Annotated in this window: 17 protein-coding genes and 1 riboswitch; of the genes, 6 read left to right on the top strand and 11 right to left on the bottom strand. The window is 71.7% G+C overall.

All coding sequences use genetic code 11. The features are described 5' to 3' along the window. Window positions 1-208: 208 nt before the first annotated feature. The gene (locus CLT71_RS03540) at window positions 209-2,257 is read right to left on the bottom strand and encodes a serine/threonine-protein kinase (protein WP_486483027.1); all 2,049 of its coding nucleotides are present in this window, start codon (window positions 2,255-2,257) and stop codon (window positions 209-211) included. A gap of 7 nt (window positions 2,258-2,264) precedes the next feature. Between CLT71_RS03540 and CLT71_RS37775 the strand changes: the two genes are divergently transcribed. Together CLT71_RS37775 and CLT71_RS37360 are read left to right on the top strand one after the other, a co-directional pair. After that, the gene (locus CLT71_RS37775) at window positions 2,265-2,501 is read left to right on the top strand and encodes a hypothetical protein (protein WP_486483026.1); all 237 of its coding nucleotides are present in this window, start codon (window positions 2,265-2,267) and stop codon (window positions 2,499-2,501) included. Window positions 2,502-2,504: 3 nt separating this feature from the next. Continuing rightward, entirely contained in the window at window positions 2,505-2,777 is a 273-nt protein-coding gene (locus CLT71_RS37360; protein ID WP_199188007.1) for a hypothetical protein, read from the top strand. A gap of 49 nt (window positions 2,778-2,826) precedes the next feature. Here the strand turns inward: CLT71_RS37360 and CLT71_RS03535 are convergent, their stop codons facing one another. The 4 genes from CLT71_RS03535 to CLT71_RS03520 form a co-directional block, all read right to left on the bottom strand. Next, window positions 2,827-4,248, bottom strand: coding sequence for a coiled-coil domain-containing protein (locus CLT71_RS03535; RefSeq protein ID WP_143743357.1), 1,422 nt, complete (start codon window positions 4,246-4,248; stop codon window positions 2,827-2,829). A gap of 151 nt (window positions 4,249-4,399) precedes the next feature. Continuing rightward, window positions 4,400-5,392 (bottom strand): glutamate ABC transporter substrate-binding protein, encoded by a 993-nt coding sequence (locus tag CLT71_RS03530; protein WP_101365827.1) that lies wholly within the window; start codon window positions 5,390-5,392, stop codon window positions 4,400-4,402. Beyond that, window positions 5,389-6,663 (bottom strand): hypothetical protein, encoded by a 1,275-nt coding sequence (locus CLT71_RS03525; protein WP_143743356.1) that lies wholly within the window; start codon window positions 6,661-6,663, stop codon window positions 5,389-5,391. The genes CLT71_RS03530 and CLT71_RS03525 overlap by 4 nt, the downstream gene beginning before the upstream one ends. 329 nt (window positions 6,664-6,992) lie before the next feature. Further along, window positions 6,993-7,556 (bottom strand): snapalysin family zinc-dependent metalloprotease, encoded by a 564-nt coding sequence (locus CLT71_RS03520; RefSeq protein ID WP_101365825.1) that lies wholly within the window; start codon window positions 7,554-7,556, stop codon window positions 6,993-6,995. A gap of 328 nt (window positions 7,557-7,884) precedes the next feature. Between CLT71_RS03520 and CLT71_RS03515 the strand changes: the two genes are divergently transcribed. After that, window positions 7,885-8,901: a LacI family DNA-binding transcriptional regulator gene (locus tag CLT71_RS03515; RefSeq protein ID WP_101371107.1), complete on the top strand. Its 1,017-nt coding sequence runs from the start codon at window positions 7,885-7,887 to the stop codon at window positions 8,899-8,901. A gap of 56 nt (window positions 8,902-8,957) precedes the next feature. On the opposite strand, the gene CLT71_RS03510 is transcribed toward CLT71_RS03515, so the two are convergent. Together CLT71_RS03510 and CLT71_RS03505 are read right to left on the bottom strand one after the other, a co-directional pair. Then, entirely contained in the window at window positions 8,958-10,310 is a 1,353-nt protein-coding gene (locus CLT71_RS03510) for a glycoside hydrolase family 43 protein (RefSeq protein ID WP_101371106.1), read from the bottom strand. Between the two features lie 153 nt (window positions 10,311-10,463). Beyond that, a complete protein-coding gene (locus tag CLT71_RS03505; RefSeq protein ID WP_101365824.1) occupies window positions 10,464-11,357 on the bottom strand; it encodes a LysR family transcriptional regulator in 894 nt (297 codons plus the stop codon). A 109-nt stretch (window positions 11,358-11,466) separates the two neighbouring features. Here CLT71_RS03505 and CLT71_RS03500 point away from each other — a divergent pair, with 109 nt between their 5' ends. Then, window positions 11,467-12,348, top strand: a complete 882-nt coding sequence (locus CLT71_RS03500; RefSeq protein WP_486483025.1) for an aldo/keto reductase — start codon at window positions 11,467-11,469, stop codon at window positions 12,346-12,348. Between the two features lie 62 nt (window positions 12,349-12,410). Here CLT71_RS03500 and CLT71_RS03495 read toward each other — a convergent pair whose 3' ends face one another. After that, complete coding sequence (locus CLT71_RS03495) at window positions 12,411-14,003, bottom strand: amidohydrolase family protein (protein ID WP_101365822.1); 1,593 nt, start codon at window positions 14,001-14,003, stop codon at window positions 12,411-12,413. Window positions 14,004-14,333: 330 nt separating this feature from the next. Here CLT71_RS03495 and CLT71_RS03490 point away from each other — a divergent pair, with 330 nt between their 5' ends. Continuing rightward, window positions 14,334-15,782 carry an RICIN domain-containing protein gene (locus CLT71_RS03490; RefSeq protein WP_101365821.1) on the top strand — a complete coding sequence of 483 codons (1,449 nt, stop codon included), beginning with the start codon at window positions 14,334-14,336 and terminating at the stop codon, window positions 15,780-15,782. Window positions 15,783-15,915: 133 nt separating this feature from the next. On the opposite strand, the gene CLT71_RS03485 is transcribed toward CLT71_RS03490, so the two are convergent. The 3 genes from CLT71_RS03485 to CLT71_RS03475 form a co-directional block, all read right to left on the bottom strand. Next, the gene (locus CLT71_RS03485; RefSeq protein ID WP_486483024.1) at window positions 15,916-16,566 is read right to left on the bottom strand and encodes a GNAT family N-acetyltransferase; all 651 of its coding nucleotides are present in this window, start codon (window positions 16,564-16,566) and stop codon (window positions 15,916-15,918) included. Window positions 16,567-16,578: 12 nt separating this feature from the next. Next, window positions 16,579-16,694: riboswitch (SAM riboswitch) on the bottom strand. 106 nt (window positions 16,695-16,800) lie between these two features. Then, window positions 16,801-20,226: a glycosyl hydrolase family 18 protein gene (locus CLT71_RS03480; RefSeq protein ID WP_199187494.1), complete on the bottom strand. Its 3,426-nt coding sequence runs from the start codon at window positions 20,224-20,226 to the stop codon at window positions 16,801-16,803. A gap of 57 nt (window positions 20,227-20,283) precedes the next feature. Next, window positions 20,284-23,112 carry an ATP-binding protein gene (locus CLT71_RS03475; protein ID WP_486483648.1) on the bottom strand — a complete coding sequence of 943 codons (2,829 nt, stop codon included), beginning with the start codon at window positions 23,110-23,112 and terminating at the stop codon, window positions 20,284-20,286. Between the two features lie 608 nt (window positions 23,113-23,720). On the opposite strand from CLT71_RS03475, the gene CLT71_RS03470 reads away from it, so the two are divergent. Continuing rightward, window positions 23,721-24,251, top strand: coding sequence for a DinB family protein (locus CLT71_RS03470; protein ID WP_101365819.1), 531 nt, complete (start codon window positions 23,721-23,723; stop codon window positions 24,249-24,251). Window positions 24,252-24,308: the final 57 nt, after the last annotated feature.

Below are 24,308 nucleotides of genomic sequence, written 5' to 3'. Positions count from 1 at the left end.
GCCGAACCGGAGACGCGGGCCGAACCGGATGCGGTGGCCGGGCCGCTCGCCGGGGCGGCCAGACCCGACGGCCCGGTCGCCCCACCGAACGGGACGCGTTCCAACTCCCGGCCGCACACCTCGCAGTAGCGGTGCGCCGGGTCGTCGGGCGCGCCGTGCTCGGGGCACGGTTTCGGCATACTGCCGGCAGTGCCGGCTCCGACGGCCGTCACACCAGCGTCCTCGGCCGGACCGCGTTCGCGTGGTCGACCAGCGCGATCCGCAACTCCGGATCGCGGGAGAGCTGGGCCAGCGTCCGGTACGCCCGTTCCAGCCCCAACCGCAGGCCGCGTTCGGAGAGGTCGTGCCCCAGCAGGCGCGCCCCGGAGGTGGCGGTCGAACGGTTCCGTACCCAGGCCAGGGCGACCTCCAGCACCTCGATGGTGAGCCGGGTCTGCCGCTCGACATCCAGGCCGAGCCGCTCCAGCCGGGCGGACGCCCGCAGCAGATCGTCCGGTCCGGTGGTACCCGCCGTCAACCCCGGCAGGCTGGCCCGGACGGCGGCGACCTGTGCGGCCACGTGCTGGCTCGAACTGTCCGGCACCTGGTCCAGTACGGCGAGCGCGCCCGCCCGGTCGCCGATCAGGAAGCGGATTCGGGCCAGCCCGAACGCGGCGCTCAGATAGCCGTGGTCGACCCGCCAGACCCGGTCGTAGAGCCGGGTCGCCAGTTCCCGGTCGCCGGTGCACTCCGCGCTGACCGCCAGTGCCAGCCGGGCCGCCGGTTCACCCGGCAGGGCGTCGTAGACCGCGTCGAAGGCGACCCGGGCGTCGGCGGGACGGTTGGCGGTCAACGCCGCCAGCCCCCGGTACCAGTCGACCCGCCAGTCGAACGGGTCGGCCGCGGCCAGCCGGTCCAGATCCGCGGCCGCTCCGGTCAGGTCTCCGCCCTCGATCCGGGCCCGGGCCAGCCGCAACGCCACCTCCACACTGCGGACCGGCGCGGCCGTGAGCTGGCGGACCAACTCCGCCGGATCGGTCGCGCCGAGCGAGGCGAGGAAGCCGGCGCCGGGATCGAGGACGTCGACCTGCGGCAGCGGCAGCGCGGCGGCGACCACCGGCGGCGACGGGGCGATCGCACCGGGCGGTACGCCACCTCCGGCGCCCCAGGCCCGCCCCGCCACCGCCGAGCCGACCTCGCCGGCCTCGGTACCGAAGGCGCGTCGCTCCGGAGTGAACTGTCGGGACACCGCCGGCCGGGGCACACCGTCGGCGGCGGAGAGCACCTCGCGGAGCACGCCGAGCAGTTGCTCGCTCATCTCCCCCGCGCTCTGGAAGCGCCGGTCCGGATCGGGGTGGGTGGCCCGACGCAGCAGCCGGTGGTACGACATCTCGGCGGTGAACAGCGGCGTGTCGGCCGGTTCCGGCAGCCGGTTGGCGTACGTCGTGGAGAAGCCGCGGAAGTCGAGGCTGAGTACCGCGAGCGCCCGCCCGACGGTGTAGATGTCCGAGGCGACCGAGGGGCCGAGCGTGCCGACCTCCGGCGCCTGGTAACCAGGGGTACCGAAGATCGCACTGGTGGTGTCGTCGATGTGGCGTACCGCGCCGAGGTCGATGAGTTTGAGCTGCTCCTCGGCGTGGATGACGTTGTCCGGCTTGAAGTCGCAGAAGAGCAGGTTCCGGTCGTGCAGGTAGTCGAGGGCGGGCAGGATCTCGACCCCGTACGCGATCACCTCGGGCAGCGGCAGGGCGCGTTGGCCGGTCTCCCGGCGCCGGGCCAGCAGCATGTCCCGCAGCGACTGGCCGCCGACGTACTCCATGACGATGTAGCCGACCGGGACCCCGGTGCGCGGGTCGGGGTGCTCCACGAAGTCGTGGATCTTGACGATGTTGGGGTGGTCCAGTTCGACCAGGAAGCGACGCTCCGCCACGGCCGAGGCCATCGCATCCTCGTCCGAGGTGTTGATCAGTCCCTTGAGCACCACCCATCGGTCGCTGACCGTGTCACTGACGTTCCGGTCCCGGGCGAGATAGATCCAACCGAGTCCGCCGTACGCGAGCGCCCCGAGGATCTCGTACCGCCGGTTGATCACGTCTCCCGGGCTCAGCCGGGGTACGAAGGAGAACTGGGTGCCGCAGTGCGGGCAGAAGCCCTCGGCCCGACCCGGGCGGTCCTCCCGGCCCCGCCCCACCGGTTTCTCGCAGCTCACGCAGAACCGCCGCGACTCGGCGACCTTCGGCTCGGCCATCACCGCCGTCGCCGGATCGCGCAGCGGCACCCGGGCGATGTCAACCAGGCCGGCACCGAGACCGCCCCGGGACGCGCTGCGGGACCTGGTGGAACTCCGGGAGCCGGAGTTCGAGGTTCCCCGGCTCGGCCTGGTGCCGAGCCCGCTCGCCGCCGACCCCCACCCGGTGCCCGTCGACCCCGGCCCCTGTCCGGTCGACACCGGGCCGTGGCCTGTCGAGGCCGGACCCGGACCGGCCGGACCCTGCCCCGTCGAGGCCGGACCCGGGCGGTGACCGGTGGAGATCCCCGCGTGGCCGGTCGACCCGGTTGGCTGTCCCGGCACCGACGCCCGGCCAGCTCCGGCCGACACCGAGGCCCGGCCCGTCCCGGTCGGCGCCATGGACCGACCGGTACCGGTCGACGTGGCGATCGCGCCGGTACCGGTCGAGGTGGCGACCGGGCCGGTACCTGTCGAGGTGGCGATCGGGCCGGTACCTGTCGAGCCGGTGCCCGCCGGTGCCGCCGTCGACCCGGCGGCCGGTGCCCGTCGGCCGCACTCGTCGCAGTAGCCGTCGGGAAGGTAGGAGCCTGGGCAACCGGGCCGCAGGCAGCGGGTGCTCATGGTACGGCTCCCTTCGGGCCGGGCGCCGGGCGCTCGGCGAGATCGTTGAGGTGACGCTGGTACGCGACCACGGCCCGGGTCGCCGCCGACAGGTCACACGGGCTGGTGTAGAGCAGGTCGTGGGCCTGCCGGTACCGGGCGGAGAGTTCGGTGTGCTCGATCAGGCCGAGCCGCCCCGCCTTGGCCCGGTACGCGTCGAGTCGGCCCCGCAGTTCGGCCCGCCGCCGCAGCAGCCCGTCCGCCGCCTCGTGCGACTCGGCCGTCCGACGCCGGGCTTCCGCGACTCCCCGTTCGAGCGCGGCCAGTTCCCTGCCGACCTGGCTCCACCGGTGCTCCCGGTGTACCTGACCGAGCTGGGCGAACTGGGCGCGCAACGCCGGAGTCGGATCCGGCGCCAGGTCGGGCAGGGCCGAGTTGGCAATCTTGGTGCGCGCAAGGGTGTGCGTCCGGGCGGTCTCGGCGACCGCCGTACCGAGTTCGTCCAACTCGGTCGCGAGCCGTGCGGTACGCCCTGGGTACCCCTCGCGTACCTCGGTCAGCTCGGCGAGTCGACCGGTCAGGGCGGCGAGTTCGGCCTCCAGCCGACGCAGCCGGTCCCGCACGGCGGTCCCGGTCGACCCGGACCCGGCCGCGCCGAGCGGGTCGGCGAGCGCACTCCGGTACGCCTCCTCGACATCCCGGCCCAGCCGTTCCAGTTCGTCGCCCGGCACCCTGGCGGTACTCGCTCCCGCCGCCGCGACAGCAGCCGGCGAACCAACGACCGGAGGACCAACGGCCGGAGGACCAACTGCCACCGGACCAGCTTCGGGGGCGCCCGGATCGCCGCCACCGGGCACCTGGTCGGGTCGCTCCGCACCGGCCAGTTCGGCAGCGTCCGTCCGCAGCCGCCGCAGCCCGTCGGTGATTTGATCGAACCATCCGGCGAGCCGGGCGCGGGCCGCCTCCAGTTCGTCGAGCGTGCCGGCCAGTGCGGCGGCCTCCGCCTCGATCCGCCGGGCCAGCTCGGGCAACCCGACCCGGTGCGCCACCGCACCGGCCGGGTCGTCCAGCACCCTGCCGTCCCCGTCCAGCACCGTGCCGTCAGCGTCGAGCGCCACCGTCGGCGCTCCGAGCAGGGCGCCGAGTTCCCGCAGCTCGGGGTCGCCGGGCCGGGACCGCCGGGCGCGTACCTCGCGGGCCCGGCCGAGCAGCACTCCGAAGGCGGTGAACTGGGACCAGAGTGCACCGGTCCGGGCGAGCACGTCGGCGGCGACCCGCGCGGTTTCGCCGGTCGACCGGGTGTTCCGCAGCAGGATCAGCTCGGGCCGACTGTCCAGGGCGTACATCGCGGCCGAGGCCCGGTCCAGCGCCGCACCGAGCGCGTCGAGCACCCGGTCGACCTCGGCGCGGCCCATCGGTGACGGCGGCGGCCCGCTCATCGGCGCGGCTGACCGAATCTCGCAGTACCGAACCCCGCGCAACCGGACCTCGCCTGTCCGGTTCTCGGGTGACCGGGTCTCGTGCTGCCGGCCGGCGTCGACGGGTGACCGCTGGTGCCCCGCCACTGCGCTGGAAGGTCCACGAGACACGCTAGTCCCGGTAACGCGCGACCGGTGGTGCCGGTGCCGGGCCCAGCGACGTCAACCATCGGGTGTAGAGCCGGGTCCAGGTCCCGTCCGAACGGATCTTGGCGAGTACTCCGTTGACGAACCGGACCAGCTCGGGCGAGTCCCGGGAGATCGCCACCCCGTACGGCTCGTCGCTGAACCTCGGGCCGACGACCTCGGTGTTCGGGTCCTGGGCGGCGAGCCCGACCAGGATGCTGTCGTCGGTCGAGACCGCGACGACCTGGTTCTGCTGGAGCAGCACCAGACAGTCCGTCCAGTTGACCACCGAGACCGGCGCCGTGCCCTTCTCCGCGATGTTCCGGATCGACGTGCTGCCGGCCGCCGCGCAGACCTTCTTGCCGCGCAGGTCGTCGATGCTCTTCACCCCGGAGCCACGGGTGACCAGGACGCGCTGGCCGGCGGTGAAGTACTCGGTGGAGAAGCTGACCTCCTGCCAGCGTTCGCAGTTCATCGTCATGGTCCGGACCACCATGTCGACGGTGCCGTCCTTGACCACCTTGATCCGGTCGGCCGAGCTGATCGCCCGGAACTGGATCCGGCCCGGGTCGCCGAAGAGGCCCCGGGCGATCTCCCGGGCGATGTCCACGTCGAAGCCGGTGAGCTGGCCGGTGAGCGGATCACGGAACCCGAACTGGTAGTTGTTCTGGTCGACCCCGACGATCAACCGTCCACGCTGGACGATCTTGTCCATGGCAGAGCCGGAGGGCATCTGTCGGGGGCGGGGCAGCGCCCCGGACGGCCGCAGGCTGGCCCGCGGGTTGCAGGAGCCGGACGAGGCCGCCGGACCGGTCGGGATGACCGCAGGATCCTGCATCCCGACCGGACGGGGCGGGTCGGCCACCATCCGGTTGTCGGGCAGCGCCTGCTCGTCCGCGCCGCAGCCGGCGAGAGCCGTCGCCGCCACCACCGCGAGTACGCCGGCGAGCAACCGGCCGGCGAGATGCCGCTGTCTCATCGATACTCCGCAATCCGCTGCTGCATGCCCACCGCAGCCCCGACCAGCAGGAGGAGGCTCAGTCCGACGATACCGATGTCGACGCCGGTCAGGGCCCGGCCCGCGCTTACCGCCTCACGTTCGAACCGGTCCCCGTTGTGCGTGATGGCCAGGGCGAGCGCCTCGTCGAACTGGTTGAAGATGGCGGCGGTGGTCTGCTCACCGGTGCCGACCGTCGCGGCCACCGCCTTGGCGTACTCGCCACTGTCGTCGAGGGCCCGCACATTGCGGTGCGCCGCCGACCATTCCTTGCTCCGGGCGATCGCCGCCTCGACCGCCTGCCTGGTGGTGTCGTCCGGCGCAGCTGCCAGCGCCTGCGCCAGCAACCCGCCCGAGCCGTCGGCCCCGGCGAGGCGCTCCATCACGGCGCGGTGGTTCTCCTCGAAGGCGGCACCGTTGCCCCGGGCGACAAGGGTCAGCGCCTCGTCAGCGCGAGCCTGCAACCCGGCGATCCGGGCCTCGGCGAGCAGGTTGACCTGGGCGGAGCCGGAGTCCCGGCTGTCCCGCAGGTTGCCCGCCGCGACCAGCGCCGACCCGGCCAGCCAGGCCACCAGCAGCACGGTCGCACCCGTGGCGACCAGCAGACCGACGTTGAGCAGGCGGTTGGTGCGCCGGGTCAGGTGGATCTGCGTCAACACCAGCGCGGCCAGGGTGAGCACGGCGAGTAGCACCGCCACCCACGGGAAACCGGCCGCCCGGTCCCGCGCCTCGTCCAGTTCGGTCGACGCCGTCGCGTAGAGCTCCTGGGCTGCGGGCAGCAGCTCGTCGCGCATCAGGCCGGAGGCTTCCTGCAGATAGGCGACGCCCAGCGGCAGGCCCTGCCGGTTGTATGTCCGGGCGGTCTCCACCAGCCCGCTGTAGACCGGGAGGCGGGCCGTGATCCGGGCGACCGCCGCGGCACCCCGACTGTCGTCGGAGACCGCCGCCGAGACGACGGTGAGCGCGGAGGCCGCGTCGGCCAGATCGCGCTGATAGCGGTCGCGCAGCGCGGGCGGCTCGAGACCGTTCGAGAGGAAGGCGCTCGCGGCCGTGGCGTCGGCGTCGGAGAGCGCCCGGTAGAGACTCTGCGCCGCCACCGCCAGCTCACCGCTGCGCGCGGTCACCCCACGGACGAGGTCGGCGCGCTGCCGTACCCCGACGAAGGCGACCACCCCGGCGAGCAACCCCAGCACGACCACCCCGGCCAGGATCGCGGTGAACCGGCCGGGCGTGCGGCGCAGCGGTGTCGTCATCCGGCGCATCAGGTCCGGCGGGCGCGGTTGCGGCGGAACGGCCAACCGGCCTGGCGGCACTGCCACCGCCGACCCGTGCGAACCCACCCGAAACCTCCCCAACACCACACCGGGAAACCGCCGGCCTGGAGATGTCCGGGCCGGTCAGATCTTGGACGACCGGCTTCAAGGTAACCAATCGCCTCAACCGGTGGGGGGCGGCCCGCCGGGTGCCGAAGAGCCTACGGTCGGCCACCGACAGCCCGGCCGGGGCACCCTCCACTTTCGGGTTCCCGATCTCGGCGGGACACCGGGTCCACGCCAGCGGGCCGCGTCCGGCTCGCGGTCACTCAGCCGGCCCAGACGTACGTGCCGGTCACGGTCGCCGCCGTGCCACCGGCGTACGCGGGGGCGAGGCCGCCGCCGAACAGCGCGTCGACCCGGGACGCCTCGGCCGCGCTCGGGTACGCGTTGCGGCAGGAGACCGGTGCGCTGCTGCCGGACATGAGATCCGAACAGAGTCCGGTACGCCGATCGGGCAGCCCGAGAATGTGCCCGAGTTCGTGGGTGGCGATCCGGGTCCGGTCGTACCCCTGGTTCACGGCCTGCCAACCCATGTAGACCCGGCCGGAGCCGAGTCCGGTGACGTACGCCCTCGGCCAGCCGCTGTCGACGTAGATCGTCACCGTCGCCGGGGTACCGGCGACCAGGCGCACGTTGCTGACGCTGCTGTTCCAGATCTGTGCGGCCTGGGTGAAGTTGGTGGTGAACTCCCCGGCCCGGCTCGCGTCGTAGTAGACCGTTCGCACCGCGGGCGCGGCGGTGGCCGGCGCGGTGGCGACCTCGACCCCGACCAGCGAGGTGGCGAGGGTCAGCAGGCCGAGCGTGGCCCGGAGGAGGTGGCGTCTGAGCATGGCGACTCCTTATGGGAGCGGGGGAAGGCGGGAAAACGACGCCCTCGATCGATGCTCATTAATCTAGGTGTCCGGCTCGCCGCCCGGCGCATAGCAGTTGCCTCATACCGGCGGCACCCGACCTCCGGTCGGAACCGGGGCGATCGGGGGCGGTGAACCGAAACGTAACCTGGCCGAACGCGCGGCGTCGTGACCGTCGACCATGGTGAGGGGGCTAACCTGAATCGAGCGTCCGGCGTCGCCGGCGGGGGTGGAAGGCGGTAGCGGGATTGTGCTGGCGGAGGAGAACCACGTGACCACGCCGTCACGGACCGGACGCCCGGCGGTGATGACCGACGTGGCCCGGCTCGCCGGGGTGTCACACCAGACGGTCTCCAGGGTGATCAACGGCCACCCACGGGTCCGGCCGGAGACCCGGGACCGGGTGGTCCGGGCGATGGCCGAGTTGAGCTACCGGCCCAACGCGATGGCCCGGGCCCTGGCCAGCCGCCGCTCCCGGGTACTCGGCGTGGTGAGCTTCGACACCATACTGTTCGGTCCCGCCTCCACCCTGCTCGGCATCGAGCGCGCCGCCCGGGCGGCCGGTTACGGGGTCAGCATCGTCACCCTGGAGAAGGTCGACCGCCGTGGTGTGCTCAGCGCGGTCGAGGCGCTGGACGGTCAGGGCGTGGACGGCGTGATCATCATCGCCCCGCAGATGGCCGCCGCCGCCGCGCTGCACAGCCTGCCGCAGGGAATGGCGGCGGTGGCGGTCGAGGCCGGCCAGGACAGCGGGTTGCCGTCCGTGTCGGTGGACCAGGTGGCCGGGGCCCGGCTCGCCGTCCGGCACCTGCTCGAACTCGGGCACCGGACCGTCTGGCACGTCTCCGGGCCGAGCGACTGGCTGGAGGCGGGCGACCGGATCATCGGCTGGCGGCAGACCCTGGAGGAGGCGGGTGCCGCCGTACCGCCGATCATCTCCGGGGACTGGAGTGCCCGTTCCGGGTACACGGCGGGCACCGCGCTGGCCGGCAACCCGGACGTCACCGCCGTCTTCGTCGCCAACGACCAGATGGCACTCGGCCTGCTGCGCGCCCTGCACGAGCGGGGTGTCCGGGTACCGGCCGACATCAGCGTGGTGGCCTTCGACGACATTCCGGAGGCGGAGTTCATGCTGCCGCCGCTCACCACGGTCCGGCAGGACTTCGACGAGGTGGGCCGGCGCGGCATGGCGACCCTGCTGCAACTGCTCGACACCGCCGGCCGGGCGGGCGGGCCGCTTCCCGTGCTCTCCAGCACCACGCCGATCGAGCCGACACTCGTGATCCGGCAGAGCACCGCCGCTCCCCCGGCCGCCCGGAGCTGACCGGAAGGTCGCCCGGAGCTGACCGGAAGGTCGCCCGGGCAACCTGACCCGAGGGGTCAGACCCACCCGGCGGTCGGCCGGAACGAGCTGTCCGCCCGGAAGGTGGAGTTGTCGGCGTACCAGTCGATCCGCAGTTCGTAGTTGTAGTGCCGCAGGTACCGGCCCGGCTGGTTGTACGACTCCAGGGCGACCGAGCCGGCCACCGAACCGGGTCGGGCGCAGTAGGTGGCGTCGGCACGGAAGATGGCGGTGCCGTCGTTCGGGTCCAGGCGCAGCCGGTAGTCGTAGTGGCGCAGGTAGCGGCCGCCGGTCCCGGTGAAGGAGTAGCAGTTCGGGTCGGCGAGTCCGGCGACGACGGTGAAGGTGGCGTCCTGCCGGGTCTGCACCGGGCTCGATCCGGAGACCGGTTCGATGTAGCCGAGGTTGTCGCGGTGCCGGATGTACCGGTCCGGGAAGTTCACCGACTGGAACGACCGGGCCGTGTTGACCGGCAGGGTGACCCCACCGGAGACCGTCTCCTTCAGCACCGTGAAGTGCCGGGCGAAGCCGGAGAGTCCGGGCAACGGGGTCGGCGCCGTCCAGGTGTTGAAGCCGTCGTAGCTGTCGCTGAAGAGGTACTGCCCGCTCGTGTAGCCGTCGAAGAAGATCCGCCAGCCGCCGTTGTCCAACTGCACGAGCGCCTGACCCTCGCGCGGGCCGCCCCAGCCGGCCCAGTTGCCGGTACGCCGCATCGTGTAGGGCCCGGTCAGGCTGCTCGCCGTGGCGTACTCGATGAACTTGGTCGTCTCCTGCTTGGTGAACGCGTGGTACGTGCCGCCGATCTTCACGATGAACGTGTCGATGTAGTTCGGCCCGATCCCGCTCAGTACGGTCGGCGCGCCGAACGCGGTGAGCGAGGCGTTCGTCGCCCGCAACCGGTACGGCTTGAAGTCCGCACCGTTCGTGGAGAGCGAGACGATGACGTTGACGCTGCCGTCGGTGTCGACGAACCACTCCGGTGCCCAGGTGTTCTGCACGGTCAACGGGATCGCGTGGTTGCGCAGGAACGTCCAGTTGACCCGGTCGGTACTTGTGGCGAAGCCGATGGTGTTCCCGGTCCAGTTGGTCGTGTAGACGATGTAGTAACGCCCGTCGGTGTGCCGGATGATGCTCGGATCCCGGATCAGTCCGGACGGCGGGGTGTAGGCCGGGCCACGCAGCAGCCGGAAGCCGGTGGCGTCCGGGGACTCGTAGACGTACATGTTGGATTCGCTGCTGTTGGTGAAGGCGGTCATCGTGTACCGGGTGGCCTGGCCGGGTGGCGGCGCGGCGGCTCCGGCCGGGGTCGCGGGTGCCACCGCCCCAGCGGTCAGCAGCAGCGCGGCGACGACCGCCGACAGCCATCGGGGACGGTCGCCTGCTCGGATCATCGTCGCCACCTCCGGCGGGTACGAGCCTGCCGTCTCCGACAGCTGTGTGAGCGCTAACATACACCGGGCTCGGAGCTTGCTCAATAGAAGAGCAACAATGCCTGGCCTACCCGTCGCCCCCTGCGCTCGGGCCGACGGTGTGGACGAGGGAGGTCAGCGGCTGTGCCGCACGAGCGCCTCCAGGGCGGCGCCGATCGCCGGCCGGGCCGTCGCGCTCGCCCGCCAGAGCGCGAAGATCCGCCGGGTCGGCGGCGGATCGATCGCTACGAACCGGACCGTCGGAGGCGCGGGATCCCGGCCGAGCCGTGGCATCACCGCCGCGCCCAGTCCCGCCGCCACCAGGGCGAGCTGGGTCGAGTGTTCCGAGGCGGCGTGCACGATCCGGGGCCGCAGCCCTTCGGCGCGCAGCGTACGGACCAGCCAGTCGGAACAGATCTGTCCGGCGCTCCAGCCGATCCAGTCGGCGTCGGCGAGGTCCCGGATGGCCACGGCGGGCTGGTCGGCGAACGGATGGTCGACCGGCAGCGCCACGTCGAATCGGTCGTCGAGCAGGTCCCGGCGAGCCAGGTCGTCGGGTACGTCGAGCACGTCGTCGGCCCAGTCCTGCACGATCGCCAGGTCGAGGAGGCCACGGCTGAGCAGCGGGACCGCCTCGTGCGGCTCCCGTTCGGAGAGCGAGACCGACAGGTCCGGATGACGCGAGCGCAACTCCCGCAGTACCCCCGGAAGGAGCCCTCGGGCCGCGGTGGCGAACGCGGCGACGGCGAGCGGACCGGCGACCGCACCGCGCTGCCCGGCAAGACCGGACTCGATCCGCTCCACCTGGGCGAGCAGCTCTCCGGCGTCGCGGGCCAGCAGCGTGCCCGCCTCGGTCAGTCCGATCCCCCGGCCGCGTCGCTCGACCAGCCGCTGCCCGACCTCCCGTTCCAGTCGGGCCATCTGCTGCGAGACCGCCGACGTGGTGACCTGCAGAGTACGCGCGGCGCCGACCACGGACCCGGTGACCGCGACCGCGTGCAGCACCCGGAGCCGTTCGAGATTCAACATCGTAGCGATGCTACGCGATCGAGTTCATGAAGTGTCACTTGTCCTTATCAGTAGCCCCGCGCAGAGTTGTCGCCACACCCAAGCCGGCAATTCCAAGGAGAACCGAACCGTGCTGCAACAACTCGCGGAGAACACCGACCTGACCATCGGCGGCGACCTGACCGTCCACCGGCTCGGCTTCGGTGCCATGCGGCTGACCGGCCGGACCGGCCCGGAACGGGCCAGCGCCATCGCCGTCGCCCGGCGAGCGGTCGAACTCGGTGTCACCTTCCTCGACACCGCCGACTCGTACGGCCTCGGGGAGAACGAGAAGCTGCTCGCCGAGGCGCTGCACCCGTACCGGACGGGGGTGGTGATCGGGACGAAGGGCGGGCAGGTGAACCTGGGCAACGACTGGATCCCGCTCGGCCGCCCCGAATACCTGCGTCAGCAGGCCGAACTGAGCCTGCGCCGACTCCGGCTCGACCGGATCGACCTCTACCAGCTGCACCGGATCGACCCGAAGGTACCGCTGGCCGACCAGATCGGGACGCTCCGGCAACTCCAGGACGAGGGCAAGGTCCGGCACGTCGGCCTCTCCGAGGTGACCGTCGAGCAACTCGTGGCGGCCGAGCGGATCACCCCGATCACCAGCGTGCAGAACCGCTACAACCTCGTCGACCGGCGCTCGGAGGACGTACTCGACTACTGCGAGCGGCGCGGCATCGCGTTCATCCCGTGGCTTCCCGTCGCACCCACCGTCCGAACCGCCGCCAACGCCGGCGCCGTCAGGGCCACGGCCGCCACCATCGACGGTGACGATCCGGTCGGCGCCGTGGGGGAACGGCTCGGCGCCACGCGCAGCCAGGTCGCGCTGGCGTGGCTGCTCCGCCGCTCCCCCGTCACGCTGCCGATTCCCGGGACCTCCTCCCGCAGGCACCTGGAGGAGAACGTGGCAGCCGCTGACCTGCCGCTCGGAGCCGACGACTTCGCCCGGCTCACCGCCGGCTGACCCCGGCTCACCGCTGGCTGACCCCGGCTCACCGCTGGCTGGATCGGGCTCGCCCGGGATCGCTACGCCGACAACCTCGGTGCACCGGCCGGTGCCGCGCCGTGGCAGGGGCAGCCGACCGCCGCGACCGCACCGGCCGGCGCCGACGCGGACATCGCGGCCGCCGCTTCCTCCACCCCGCGCAGCAGTCCGTCCAGGGCCGCCCGGTCGAGGTAGCGGCCCCGGACCACCACACCGTCGATCCGCCGGGTGTTGCCGATCGCCGTGAGCGGGTTCGCGTCCAACACCACCAGGTCGGCGGCGCAGTGCCGGGCCACCCGGCCGGTGCGGGCGCCGAGGAAGCTCGCCGGTTCGGCGGTCGCGGCGTGCAGCGCGGCCATCGGGCTCAACCCGGCGTCGACCAGGAACCCCAGCTCGTCGTGGACCGAGAACCCCGGGTACACCCCGCAGGTGCCGACGTCGGTGCCGACCATCAGCGGTACCCCGGCCCGGTGCAGCTCGCCGACCATCCGCAGCCGATGGCCGAACATCACCGCCCACCGGGGGTCGTCCTCCGGAGCGCGGTCCTTGAGATACATCTCGTCGAGGGCGTTCTGGATGCCGGCGAGGACCGGTGCGGGCAGGTAGCGGGCGCGCGGGTCGCCGGACAGGTCGAGGGTGCGGGCATTGTCCAGGGCGTGGTGCATGGCGAGGGTCGGCACCTGACGGGTACGACGTGCGGCCAGCCGTGCGAACACCTGGCGGGCCTTGGCCGGGCTGTAGGTGTGTACGGCGGTCCACTCGACCGGGTGGATCGCGGCGAACCAGCCACTGTAGTCACCGGTCTCCAGCCGGATCCGCGCGATCTCGGCCCGGAGCCGGTCCTCCTCCCGCGAGGTGTCGATGGCGGTCCAGAACATGTGCTCGACGCTCGCCTGCCCGAGGGTGGCCACCTCGGCGATCGGCACCTCGTCCGGGCAGTGCCCGGCGAACGCGACTCCGAGCCGGCGGCACTCCGTGACGATCGCCCGGTACGCCGGCGGCGACAGTCGCGAGTAGACCTTCACGAAGTCGGCGCCCTCCGCCACCACCTGGCGGACCGCCGCTCGGGCCTGCTCGGCGTCGGCAACCGCGAGCACGCGCAGCACCGCCGGATCCCAGATCGTCGGCGCGCCGTCGATGATCCGACTGCCGATCGTGTAACGCGGGCCGAGCAGGCTGCCCGCCTCGATCCTGCGCCGCCAGTCGTGCACGGCCGCCGTGCCCGACATCTCGCGTACCGTGGTCACCCCGTTCGCCACGCAGAGCGCCGGATCGATCTGCTCGGCGAACGCGTGGGTGTGCATGTCCGCCAGTCCCGGGATCAGGAACCTGCCGCGCAGGTCGACCACGGCGGCGCCGGCCGGCACCCGGACCTGGCCGGTCGGGCCGACCTCGGTGATGCTGTCGCCGCGCACCAGCACGGTCGTTTCGGGTCGGACCTGTCCGGACGCCGGGTCGATCACGGTGGCCGAGGTGAACGCGGTTCCGGCGGAGCCGGTGGCGGCGGAGTCGACGCCGTGCGCCGGGCCCGGTGCGGCGGCCAGCGCGTTACCGACGGCCAGTGCGCTGCCGGTGGTGGCACCGACGGCGAGACCGGCGACCAGCACGCCCCGGCGGGAAAGCTTTGTCGTCATGCCTGAAATCGTCGCAGCGGTTGGCCGATCGGACACACGTCCTGGCACCCGAGACGCCGGTGGTCCTAGGTCCACTTTCGGCGCCCTCCGTGGCCCGGCGCGCCATCCACACTTCGCAGAACTCGACGGTTGTCGATGGGCGGGCTCTGCCGCGTCGACCCTGAGCTGGGCAGGTGATTCTAGCGCCGATCACCCGGAGCACGGCACCATCGATGCCAATTTATCAACGTCCATGGATGAATAGGCGCCGAAGTATGGCGCGTCGATTGACGTTCGGTTACCAAGGTGTTGCCGGACCGTCCTACCAGCACGGGCAGAAGGGACACCACAGTGAAGAAGGCCAGGCGGTTGCTGTCGCTCGGGCTGTCGCTCGCCGTCACCGCGGCGGCGATCGTGACCGCGGTGGCCGGGACGAGCACGCCCGCCCAGGCGGAGCCGGTGACCATCACCAACGGTACGCAGTTCAGGGACACCAGCGGCAACCTCCTGCAGGCCCACGGCGGCGGTGTGCTCAAGGTCGGCAACCACTACTACTGGTTCGGCGAGAACCGCAACGGGGACAACACCTTCCGCGCCGTCTCGGTCTACCGCTCCACCAACCTGCGCGACTGGGAGTTCCGCAACAACGTCCTCACCCAGTCCTCCGCGTCGGAACTACAGGTCGCCAACATCGAACGGCCGAAGGTCATCTACAACGCCAGCACCGGCCGGTACGTGATGTGGATGCACAAGGAGAACGGGTCCAACTACAGCGAGGCCCGGGCCGCCGTCGCCTCGTCGGCCACCGTCGACGGCAACTACACCTACCACGGCAGCTTCCGACCGCTCGGGCAGCACATGTCCCGGGACATCACGCTCTACAACGACAACGGCACCGCGTACATGATCTCGGCTGCCGACGAGAACTACGACCTGCACATCTACCGGCTGACAGCGGACTACCTCAACATCTCCACCCTGGTCGGCAACTTCTGGAACGACGCCCACCGCGAGGCACCGGCGATGTTCAAGCGGGGCAGCACCTACTTCCTGCTGACCTCGGCGGCCACCGGCTGGAACCCCAACCAGGCCAGGTACGCCACCGCGTCGAGCATCTCCGGCCCGTGGACCGGCTGGACCAACGTCGGGGACTCGACGACCTACCGCTCGCAGCCGACGTTCGTACTTCCGATCCAGGGCACCTCCACCACCAGTTACCTCTACATGGGAGACCGGTGGGCCGGCGCCTGGAACGGACCCGTCAACGACTCCCAGTACGTCTGGTTGCCGATCACCTTCCCGTCCAGCACCAGCATGCGCCTCGACTGGTACCCGTCGATCACCATCGACACCAGCACCGGCAGCATCACCGGCCAGGCACCGCCCTACTACCGAATCACCGCCCGGCACAGCGGCAGGGTCCTGGACGTGGTGGGCAACTCGACGGCCGACAATGCCGAGGTCAAGCAGTACGGCTGGAACGGTGGCGGGAACCAGAGATGGGAGTTCCAGGACGCCGGCAGCGACTACTTCCGGATCGTCAACCAGAACAGCGGCAAGTGTCTCGACGTCGCGTCCGCCTCGACCGCCGACAGCGCGAACATCATCCAGTACACCTGCGGCAACGGCACCAACCAGCAGTGGCAGTGGGTCGCCACCGGCAGCTACTTCCAACTGCGGGCCCGGCACAGCGGCAAGTGCCTCGACGTGGTGAGCGCGGGCACCACCGACGGGACCGACGTCACCCAGTACACCTGCGGCAGCGGCACCAACCAGCAGTGGAGCCGTACCCAGTCGTGAGGGGTGCTACTGTCGGTGATCGGCAGACCTCTGCCCGGAGGCGTACCCGGGGCCGGCCGTCGCGGCCGATGCGCCAACCGCCTCGCGGGAAGCTACGGGGAGCGGCTGCGGGAGCCGATCGGCGTGGGACGCGCTACTCGCTGTTGCGGCGCCGGCTGCCGAGCCCGCTCGGGTTCGTGAGGTCCAGCCAGGCCATCCGGAGCATGCGGGGAGCACCGTCGAGTCGGGACGGGTCGCCGCCGGGCGGTGCCACTGCCGCCGTCTCGACGGCGTGCGCTCCACAGGCGCGGTAGAAGGACTGGGCCGCCGCGTTCTGCTCCAGTACCCACAGGTACATCCGTCCGGCCGTCGCGTGTTCCAGGACGGCTCGGGCGGCGTGGGCGAGCAGTCTGCTGCCGACGCCGGTCCGCTGGCGGCCGTGTGTGACGTGCAGGTTGTCGACCAGGCTGCCCCACCTGGGATGGTGGTCGAACACGACGTGGACGAAGCCGACGAGCCCGGTGCCGTCCTCGGCCAGCACCGTCCGGCTGTGGGTCGGGGCGGCCAGACGTGCCGACCAGACCGAGCGCCGGTCGGCGACGACGTCACCGTCGAGATAGGAGTCGGCGTAGGCGCCACGGTAGTGCCGGCGCCAACTGTCGGCGTGCAGCCGGGCGATCTGCTCGGCGTCGCCACCGCCAGCGAGGCGCAGTCGTGGCTGGCCGGTCGACCCGAGGTGCTGGTCCGCGGTGTCGAGGTGCTGCTCGGACGTCGTGTCGTTGTCGAAGGAAGGGATCGACGGCACCTGGACCTCCTGTTTCGCGGCTTGCCCGACAGCACTCGTGTCGAGCCTGGTCCTCACCCGGAGCACCCCGCCCGCGAACGGAGGGTTGCCGGCCAGCAAGCCGGGGCTTTCTGCTGGCGCTCATGACCTGTGCCGGCGATCGTAGCACCGCCGCCGTCGGGTCGACGCCGCCGACGAACCGGGGCGCCCCGCAGTTCGCTCGCGCGACCTGGGGACGCCCCGATCTCGGCCGACTCAGCTCGCCGGACCGATCAACCGCCACGGCTCGTGGTCGGCGTCCGGTCCGGTACCCGGAATGTTGCCCTGGGTCCACCACTTGGCTTGCCAGACCTTGCCGGCGTACTTCACGGTGATGTTCTCCACCGATTGGGTCGCCGGGTTGTAGACCTTGCTCGCGTCCCAGGCCGGGGCGGAGCAGCCGCCCGCCGGTGGGGTCGTCTGCGACGAGCCCCGGTTGTGTTCCGGCAGCAGCGCGAACCGCTGGTCGCCCACCCTGAGTGTGGTGTTCACCGGCCCGGTGGCCGGGAGGTAGTAGATGATTGGAATGTCCAGGCTCTTCCCCGGCGGGATGATCTGGCAGTAGTCCAGTTTGACGCCGACCCGGTGGAAGTAGCCGCGCAGGCCGCCGCCGGCATTCGGGCCGGTGTGCCCCGGCTCCACCTGCCACTTGCCGCCCTGCTGTCCGGTCTGCCAGTTGACGTCCTTGATCAGCGGCGGGGTGGAGGTGGGCAGGTCGAAGCGGAGTTCGACGTCCTTGCCGCCGCCGAGGGTGCCAGCGGTGTTGTTGGTGATCCGGAGGGTGGGCTGCATCGGCCACAGCGCCGTGGCCGAGGAGCCGTACTCCACCAGGTCGACCCGGACGTCGATGGCCGCCGGCGGCATCGTCACGGAGCTGCCGGTGTTACGGCTGGCGCCGTAGCCACCCACCCCGGCCAGCCGCTCGTGCAGCTTGTTGGTCATCGTGTACCCCATCCGGCAGGGATCCTGGCCGGTCACCCGTGCCGGGCAGTGGTAGTCGCCGGCCAGTTCCCACATCATCACGCCACCCGCGCCCTTGTCGATCACGTAGTTGGCGACCGCGTCGAGGCCCTCGGTGTCCATGGTGGAGAGGAACACGTCCTTGCTGTCGTTCCAGAGCCAGGACGTCTTCGTGGTGTCGTCCCAGTGCCGGACGTACTCGCCCCGGATCTCGTCGGAGGGGTCGTCCGGGGTCAGGCCCACGTTGTCCGCGTACCCGGGCATGACGTTGCGCTCCAGGTTCTTGGCGTGCCACATCGGGCTGACCCCGGCACCGAGCTCGTCGCCGTCGGCGGTCTTGTCGTGCCAGATGTTGTCGATGCCGACGGCACCGTTGCCGCACGGCCGGACGAGTCCGGTGCCGGGGGCGCAGTCGGTCCCCGCCGACGTCCCCCACAGGCCCGATTCGCCACCGGTGACGCCCCGCCAGCCCCGGGTGTAGTACGGGATGCCGATGTTGATCCGCCCCGCCTGCATCGCACCGCGCAGGTAGTGGAACGCCCAGTCGGTGTTGAAGTAGCCGAGGCCGTCGTACTCCGGGGTCTCGTAGAGGTCCGCCAGCTCGGCGTCCCGGCCGTCGTCGTAGAGCGGGGCGTTGGGTCCGACCACGTCGTTCCAGGTGCCGTGGAAGTCGTACGACATCAGGTTCGTGAAGTCCTGGTACCGCAGCGCCTGCTGGTTCGCCATGCCGCGCACCAGGTAGCCGGAGGCCGAGGAGGCGGACGTGAGCAGGTAGTAACTGTCGTCCGTGGCGGCGGCCCGGTCCAGTTTCTCGCGCAGCGTCTTCATCAGCGCGGTGTAGCTGGCCGGCAGTCCCGGTCGGCGGGGCCGCGCCGCGTCCCAGTCGGCCGGGTTGCCGGTCTGGTCCAGCACGGTCGGGTACTCGTAGTCGATGTCCACCCCGTCGAAGCCGTACCGGCGCAGGAAGTCGACAGCCGAGTCCGCGAAGGTGTTGATCCCGCCCTGGTTGACCGTGCCGTCCGCATTGGTGGTCATCGCGTAGAAGCCACGTGACTCGGCCCAGCCGCCGACCGAGATCAGCGTCTTCACCCGTGGATGCAGCCGCTTGTACCTGTTCAGCAGGTTGAAGTGCCCCTGGTACGGCAGGCCGGGATCCATCTCGGCACCCCGTATCCCGGGCCAGGTCATCCCGATCGCCGGGTTGCCCGGACCGGCCTGCCCCACCGAGATCCGGTTGTTCTCGATGTGCGCGAAGGCGTAGTTCAGGTGCGTCACCTTCGACCACGGGATGTTCTTGACCAGGTAGTACGGCATCCCGTCGGCGCCGGTGCGGCCTCCGTTGAAGTAGCCGATCACCCGCCGGGACCGGCCCTGGCCGAGCCACTCCCGGCCGTCGCTCTGGTAGACGTCGCAGTACGGCGTCGTCACCCCGGCGGTCGGCGTCATCCCGTCCGGGCGGCACGTGTGGTGGGCACCGGTCGCCGGCTTGACACCGCCGTCGTCGCCACCGGCGTGCTGCTCCATCGGGTCACCCGCCCCGCCGTTGAGCACGGGGTCGGCCGGGGTGACGCCGTTGTACGCGTTCCAGGTGTAGCCGAGGTCGGCGGAGGCGGGCTTGCCCGGCCAGTCGAAGTAGTTGTGCACGAGTTCGGCCGGGTTGGTGGCCAGATAGCCCCGGCCCGGGAGGTCGTCGGAGTCGTCCCAGGCCCACGCCGGGTTGGCGGCGTCGGTGGGGCAGTCCCCGTCCGCCGGGCCGGCCACCCCGCCCTCGCCGCAGACGGCGCCGTACGGGTTGCCGCTGTCGTCACCGGCGAAGTTGTTCGGCGTGGCGAAGAGCGTCATCAGGTTGCGATTGGCCCACATGCCGTTCTCGGCGAAGATGTCGACCAGCCGGTACTGCACGTCCCGGTCGTTCGGCCCGTCGGGCACCTCGGCGGTGGAGCCGGGGAAGTAGAGGATCCCGTCGCCGTTGCGGTACTGGTCTCCGAGGTCCGGGGAGGGCTTCCGGGTCGCACCCATCGCCCACGCGGCGTGGGTACCGGCCTGCTGGGCGGTCCACGGGCGCTGGTGACCGTCGTCGTGCGGGCTGCCCCGCGTCGCGATCACACCGTCGACGTCCTCGGCCCCGCTGGCGAAGTCGCTGCCCTCGGGTACCCAGGAGTAGAAGTCGCTGTGCGAGACCGTGACGACGGCCTTGAGCGTGCCGTGCGCGGAGCCGTCGTTGGCCACGATCACGAGGGCACCCTCGGCGTCGTTCTCGTGCTCGGTCGCGTCCTCCTCGTAGTCGTCGAGCGCGGCGTCGGCCCAGTCCCGGGGGTGGAAGAACATGTAGATCAGGTAGGTGAAGCTCCGGGTCTGGACCACCGAGTAGTAGACGTGCGCCGCCAACGGGTACTCGCTGGCGTTCTCCCAGTTGTTGCGGCCGTTGAGGTCGCCGTCGAAGTCGTACGACGTGATGTAGTCGGACTCGCCACCGAACGAGGTCTCGCCGCTGGTGTCGACGTCCTGGAAGTGCACCGGCGCCCACCACTGGGCCAGTTCGGCACGCTCGGCGGCGGTGGACGGGATCGTGGTGGCCGCCGCGGCGGGCCGGGCCGGGCCGATGGCTCCGGAGACGGCCAGCAGGGCGAGGACGGATAGCAGGGCCAGAGATCTTGGGAGTACCCGGGCAGCGAACGTCATTGCCACAGCCTCCCCGGCCTGCCGGGGGCGGACATCAGGCAACTGACGCGGCTTCATCTATCGATGTTTATCTATGACCTCCCGGGCGATCTCCACCCGGCTGTTCAGCTCCAGCTTGGCAAGTACCCGGGAGACGTGCGTCTGCACCGTGCGCCGGGACAGGAACATGGTCGACGCGATGTCCGGCGTCGACCGGCCCTCGGCGACCAGCAGCGCCACCCGGCGCTCGGTGTCGGTCAACGCCGGCCAACCGGTGACGGCGCGCGACGTCCGGGCGCCGTGGACACCACGCCGGATGCCCCGCCGCCGCAGGCGGGCGTCGGTGCGGCGGATGTCCCAGGTCGCGCCGAACCCGGCGTAGAGTTCGATCGCCTCGTTCAACGCGGCACGACACGCGGCGGTGTCCCGCTCGGCGAGCAGCACCGCGAGATCCTCCAGCGCGCCCGCCAGGTCGACGGCCGGACCGACCGCGCGGTAGTGGGCCACCGCCGCCCGCACCAGGGCCGGATCGTCGCCGAAGAGTCCCTCGCAGCGCAGCCGGGCGGCCTGCGCCCGCCACGGTTCCGCCTCGGCGGCGGCCTCCCGCCGACTCGCCTCCACCGCGCTGCGGGCGGCAGCGCGGTCACCGGCGGCGAGGGAGACCCGCAACAGGTCCGGCAGCCACTGGTGGATCAGTGTCATCTCACCCGGACCCCGGTCCAGGATCTCGCCGAACGTCGACACGGCGAGCCGGAGCGCGCCATCCCGCTCGGCCGCCAACGCCTGGGCGGCCAGCAGGAAGTCTCGATTCTCCCGGTCCGCAGGGGTCTCCACGGGGAACGCCGAACCGGCCGCGAAGTGCTCGGACGCGGCGGTCCGGTTCTCCCGCCGGACGGCGAGGAGGGCGGCCACGCCGTGCCGCAACACCGTCGGCCCCCGCTCGCGCAACCCGGCGTACGTGATCCCCGGCCCGTCCTCGTCGACCGAGTGCAACTCCGCGATCGCGTCGTCCCACCGCCCCGTCCAGTACAGCAGGACCGCCGCCGTCACCCCGGTGGCCGAACCCACCGCGTTGCCCGGCTCCCGGGCCACCTGGCGGGTCTGCCGCTCCGCCGCCTCGGCATCCGCCCACCGGCACAGGTTCTGCAGGCTGAACACCCGGGCGTGCAACGCGAACATCCGCACGTCGGCGTGGTCCGGTTCGTCGCCGAGCACCCGCAGCGCCCGCTCCACCCGCTCAAGCGCGCAGCGGTGCCGCCGCCGGACCGATTCGGTCAGCCACAGATCCGTCAGGGCGTACCCGATGGCGTAGGCGTCGCCGGAGAGTTCGGCCGCGCGCAGCGCCTCGACCGCGGCGGCATCGGCCGCCACCAGGTCACCCCGGCTGGCGCGCAGCGCCATCGCCGACGACGCCAGCAGCCGGGGATGCCAGGAACCGAGCTGCTCCGGCCGACCGAACACGTCCCGCAGCGCGTCGAGCGCCTCGTCGGTGTGGCCACCACCGATCAGCGCTCGGGTGAGCACCCAGTACGTCTCGCCCCGGTCCTCCGGGCCGGTCAACACCGCGATCGCCCGCCGGGCGTGCGAGGCTGCCTCGGAGTGGCGGCCCATTCCGAGCAGGATCCGGGCCAGCGCGGCGAGCACCGGAGCCTGGTCGCCGGCCGCCACCGACGGCCTGCCGAGCTCCCGGCGCAGCAGTGTCACCGCGACGTCCGGAGCGCGCGCCGCCACCACCGGCGCGGTCGCCAACAGCCAGCCCCGGACCCACCGGTCACCGAGCTGGTCCGCGGCGAGCAGTTGCCGCGCGACCGTCAGCGGGTCGCCGTCCGCGTCCGCGAGCACCCGGGCCGCGTCGAGATGCAGCGCCGCGCGTACCGGCACCGGCACGCGTTCGTACAGCGCCTGCCGGATCAACGGATGCCGGAACGCCATCCGCGATCCCGAGCGCACCAGGATCCCGGCCGCGACGGCGTCACCCAGCCCGTCGGAGAGCACCGGCACCGGTTCCCGGACGAGCGTGGCTAGCTCGGTCACGGCGAACTCGTGCCCGAGCATCGCTGCGGTGTCGAGCACCTGAACCGCCAGGTCGGGTACGAAACTCAACCGGCCGCTCAGCGCGTCGGCCAGGGACACCGGTACCCGGTCCGCCTCGTCATCGGGCAGATCGGCGACCTCGCCGCGTACCCGGATCAGCCGCTCCCGCAGCAGCGCCTCGACCAACTCCCGCAGGTGCAGCGGGTTACCCGTCGCGGCAGCCACCCAGCGGGCGAGATTGGGCCCCGGCCAGCCACCGACAAGCGACGCCACCAGGGTGGCCGTGTCGGCCTCGGTGAGCGGTTCGAGTGTGATCACGGCGTGGTTCCGGCGGCTGACCACGGTACGGACGTTCACCACCTCGGGTCGGCGCAGGACCGGACCGCAGATCCCCACCAGCATCAGCGGCATCTGCTCGACGGCCAGGCAGAGGCGCTGCCACACCGTCACCGACGCCGGATCGGCCCACTGGAGATCGTCGATCACGAGCACGGTCGGTGTCGCCGTGCACAGCTCGTCCACCAGGGCGACGAGCATCTCGGCCGCCGCCGCATAGACCACGTCGAGATCGCGGACGAGCCGCGGACCGCGCCCGAGCAGGAACTCCGCGATCTCCGCGCGCCGCCGGTCGGGCGAGCGCGCCCGGATGCCCAGACAGCTCGCCATCACCCCGAGCGGCGAACGCTGCGACAGCTGGTCCGCCGTACCCCACAGCACCTCACAACCGAGGTCACGAGCTGCGGCCACCCCCGCCTCGACGAGTGCGGACTTGCCGACGCCCGGCTCACCCTCGACCCAGACCGCGCATCCCCGCCCGCGCGCCAGCTCAGCGATGGCAGCGGTCAACAATCCCAGCTCCTGGTCGCGCCCCACAAGGCGGTCCGGATCCGTCACCGTACCCCCGTCCGGTACTGCACCGTCTCGACGATGGACTGGCCCGATCCCGGCCACCGCCGTACCCGGCGGGGCACGGGTCCGCCAGTCAGCTCGGCCACCCCACGGTGAGCTGGCGAGAACCTGGACCCGACCGGGTTGGAGCACCGACTCGTAGCATTGGAAATCGTCCTCGGCGGATAGTCGGATAGTCGGATAGTCGGATGGGCGGATAGTCGGATGGGCGGGGCGAACGGGAGTTGGCGGCAGCCGCCTGCCGCCGGTGGGCAACGTCGTCGTGGCGTCATCGCTGACACCCCGGGTACGGGAAGCTGGCCGAGCCGTCCGACGCTGTCGCGGACGGCATCCGGGTCCGAGTGGGGGCACGGCGTCAGCCGCCGGAGCACCCACCGTCGCCCCGGCGCGACCACGACCACGCTCCGCGCGCCAGTGCGCAGCAGCGTACGGCGGACGACGGCTCAGGCATCGATACTACCCTCTGCGAGACGCCCGACCGGCTCCCACCCGAGGGCTGTCGGAGCGACCGACGCCCGCTGACTCGTGGATAACCGCTCGCCCGGCCACGGCGATGATGTGAAGATCGTCCGATGACGGCATCCCGTTGCGAACTGCTGCGCTGGCAGTTCGACCTGACCTGGTCGCTCTTCGACTACCATCTGGAGCGGCTGGAACCCGCCCACCTGCTGTGGGAGCCGGCCGAGCTCTCCTGGACCGTACGCCCCGACGACGCGGGCCGATGGCTGCCGGACTGGTCCGACGCCGAGCCGGATCCGGTCCCGGTACCCACGGTCGGCTGGCTCAGTTGGCATCTCGGCTGGTGGTGGAGCGCGGCAGTGCAGCACGCTCAGGGAAAGACCCCGCCGGACCGGACCGAGGTGCACTGGCCCGGCGACCTCGCGGCGACCGTCGCCTGGTTGCGCGCGCTGCGCACCGAGTGGCTGTCGGTGCTCGATGGGCTCACTGAGGCGGACCTCGACGAGACCGCCCCGTTCCCCTGGCAGGGCGACCCGGCACACACCGTCGCGCACATGGTCGCCTGGGTCAACGCGGAACTGATGAAGAACGTCGCCGAACTGGGCCAGCTCCGGCTGCTGCACGAGGCACGCGCGACGCCCTGAGCCGCCGTGTCGACGCCGTCCACAGCCTCCGCGTCGACACCGTCCACGATGGACCGC

This window comes from Plantactinospora sp. CNZ320 (assembly GCF_002846275.1).
This window is presented reverse-complemented; position numbering and strand designations above follow the sequence as displayed.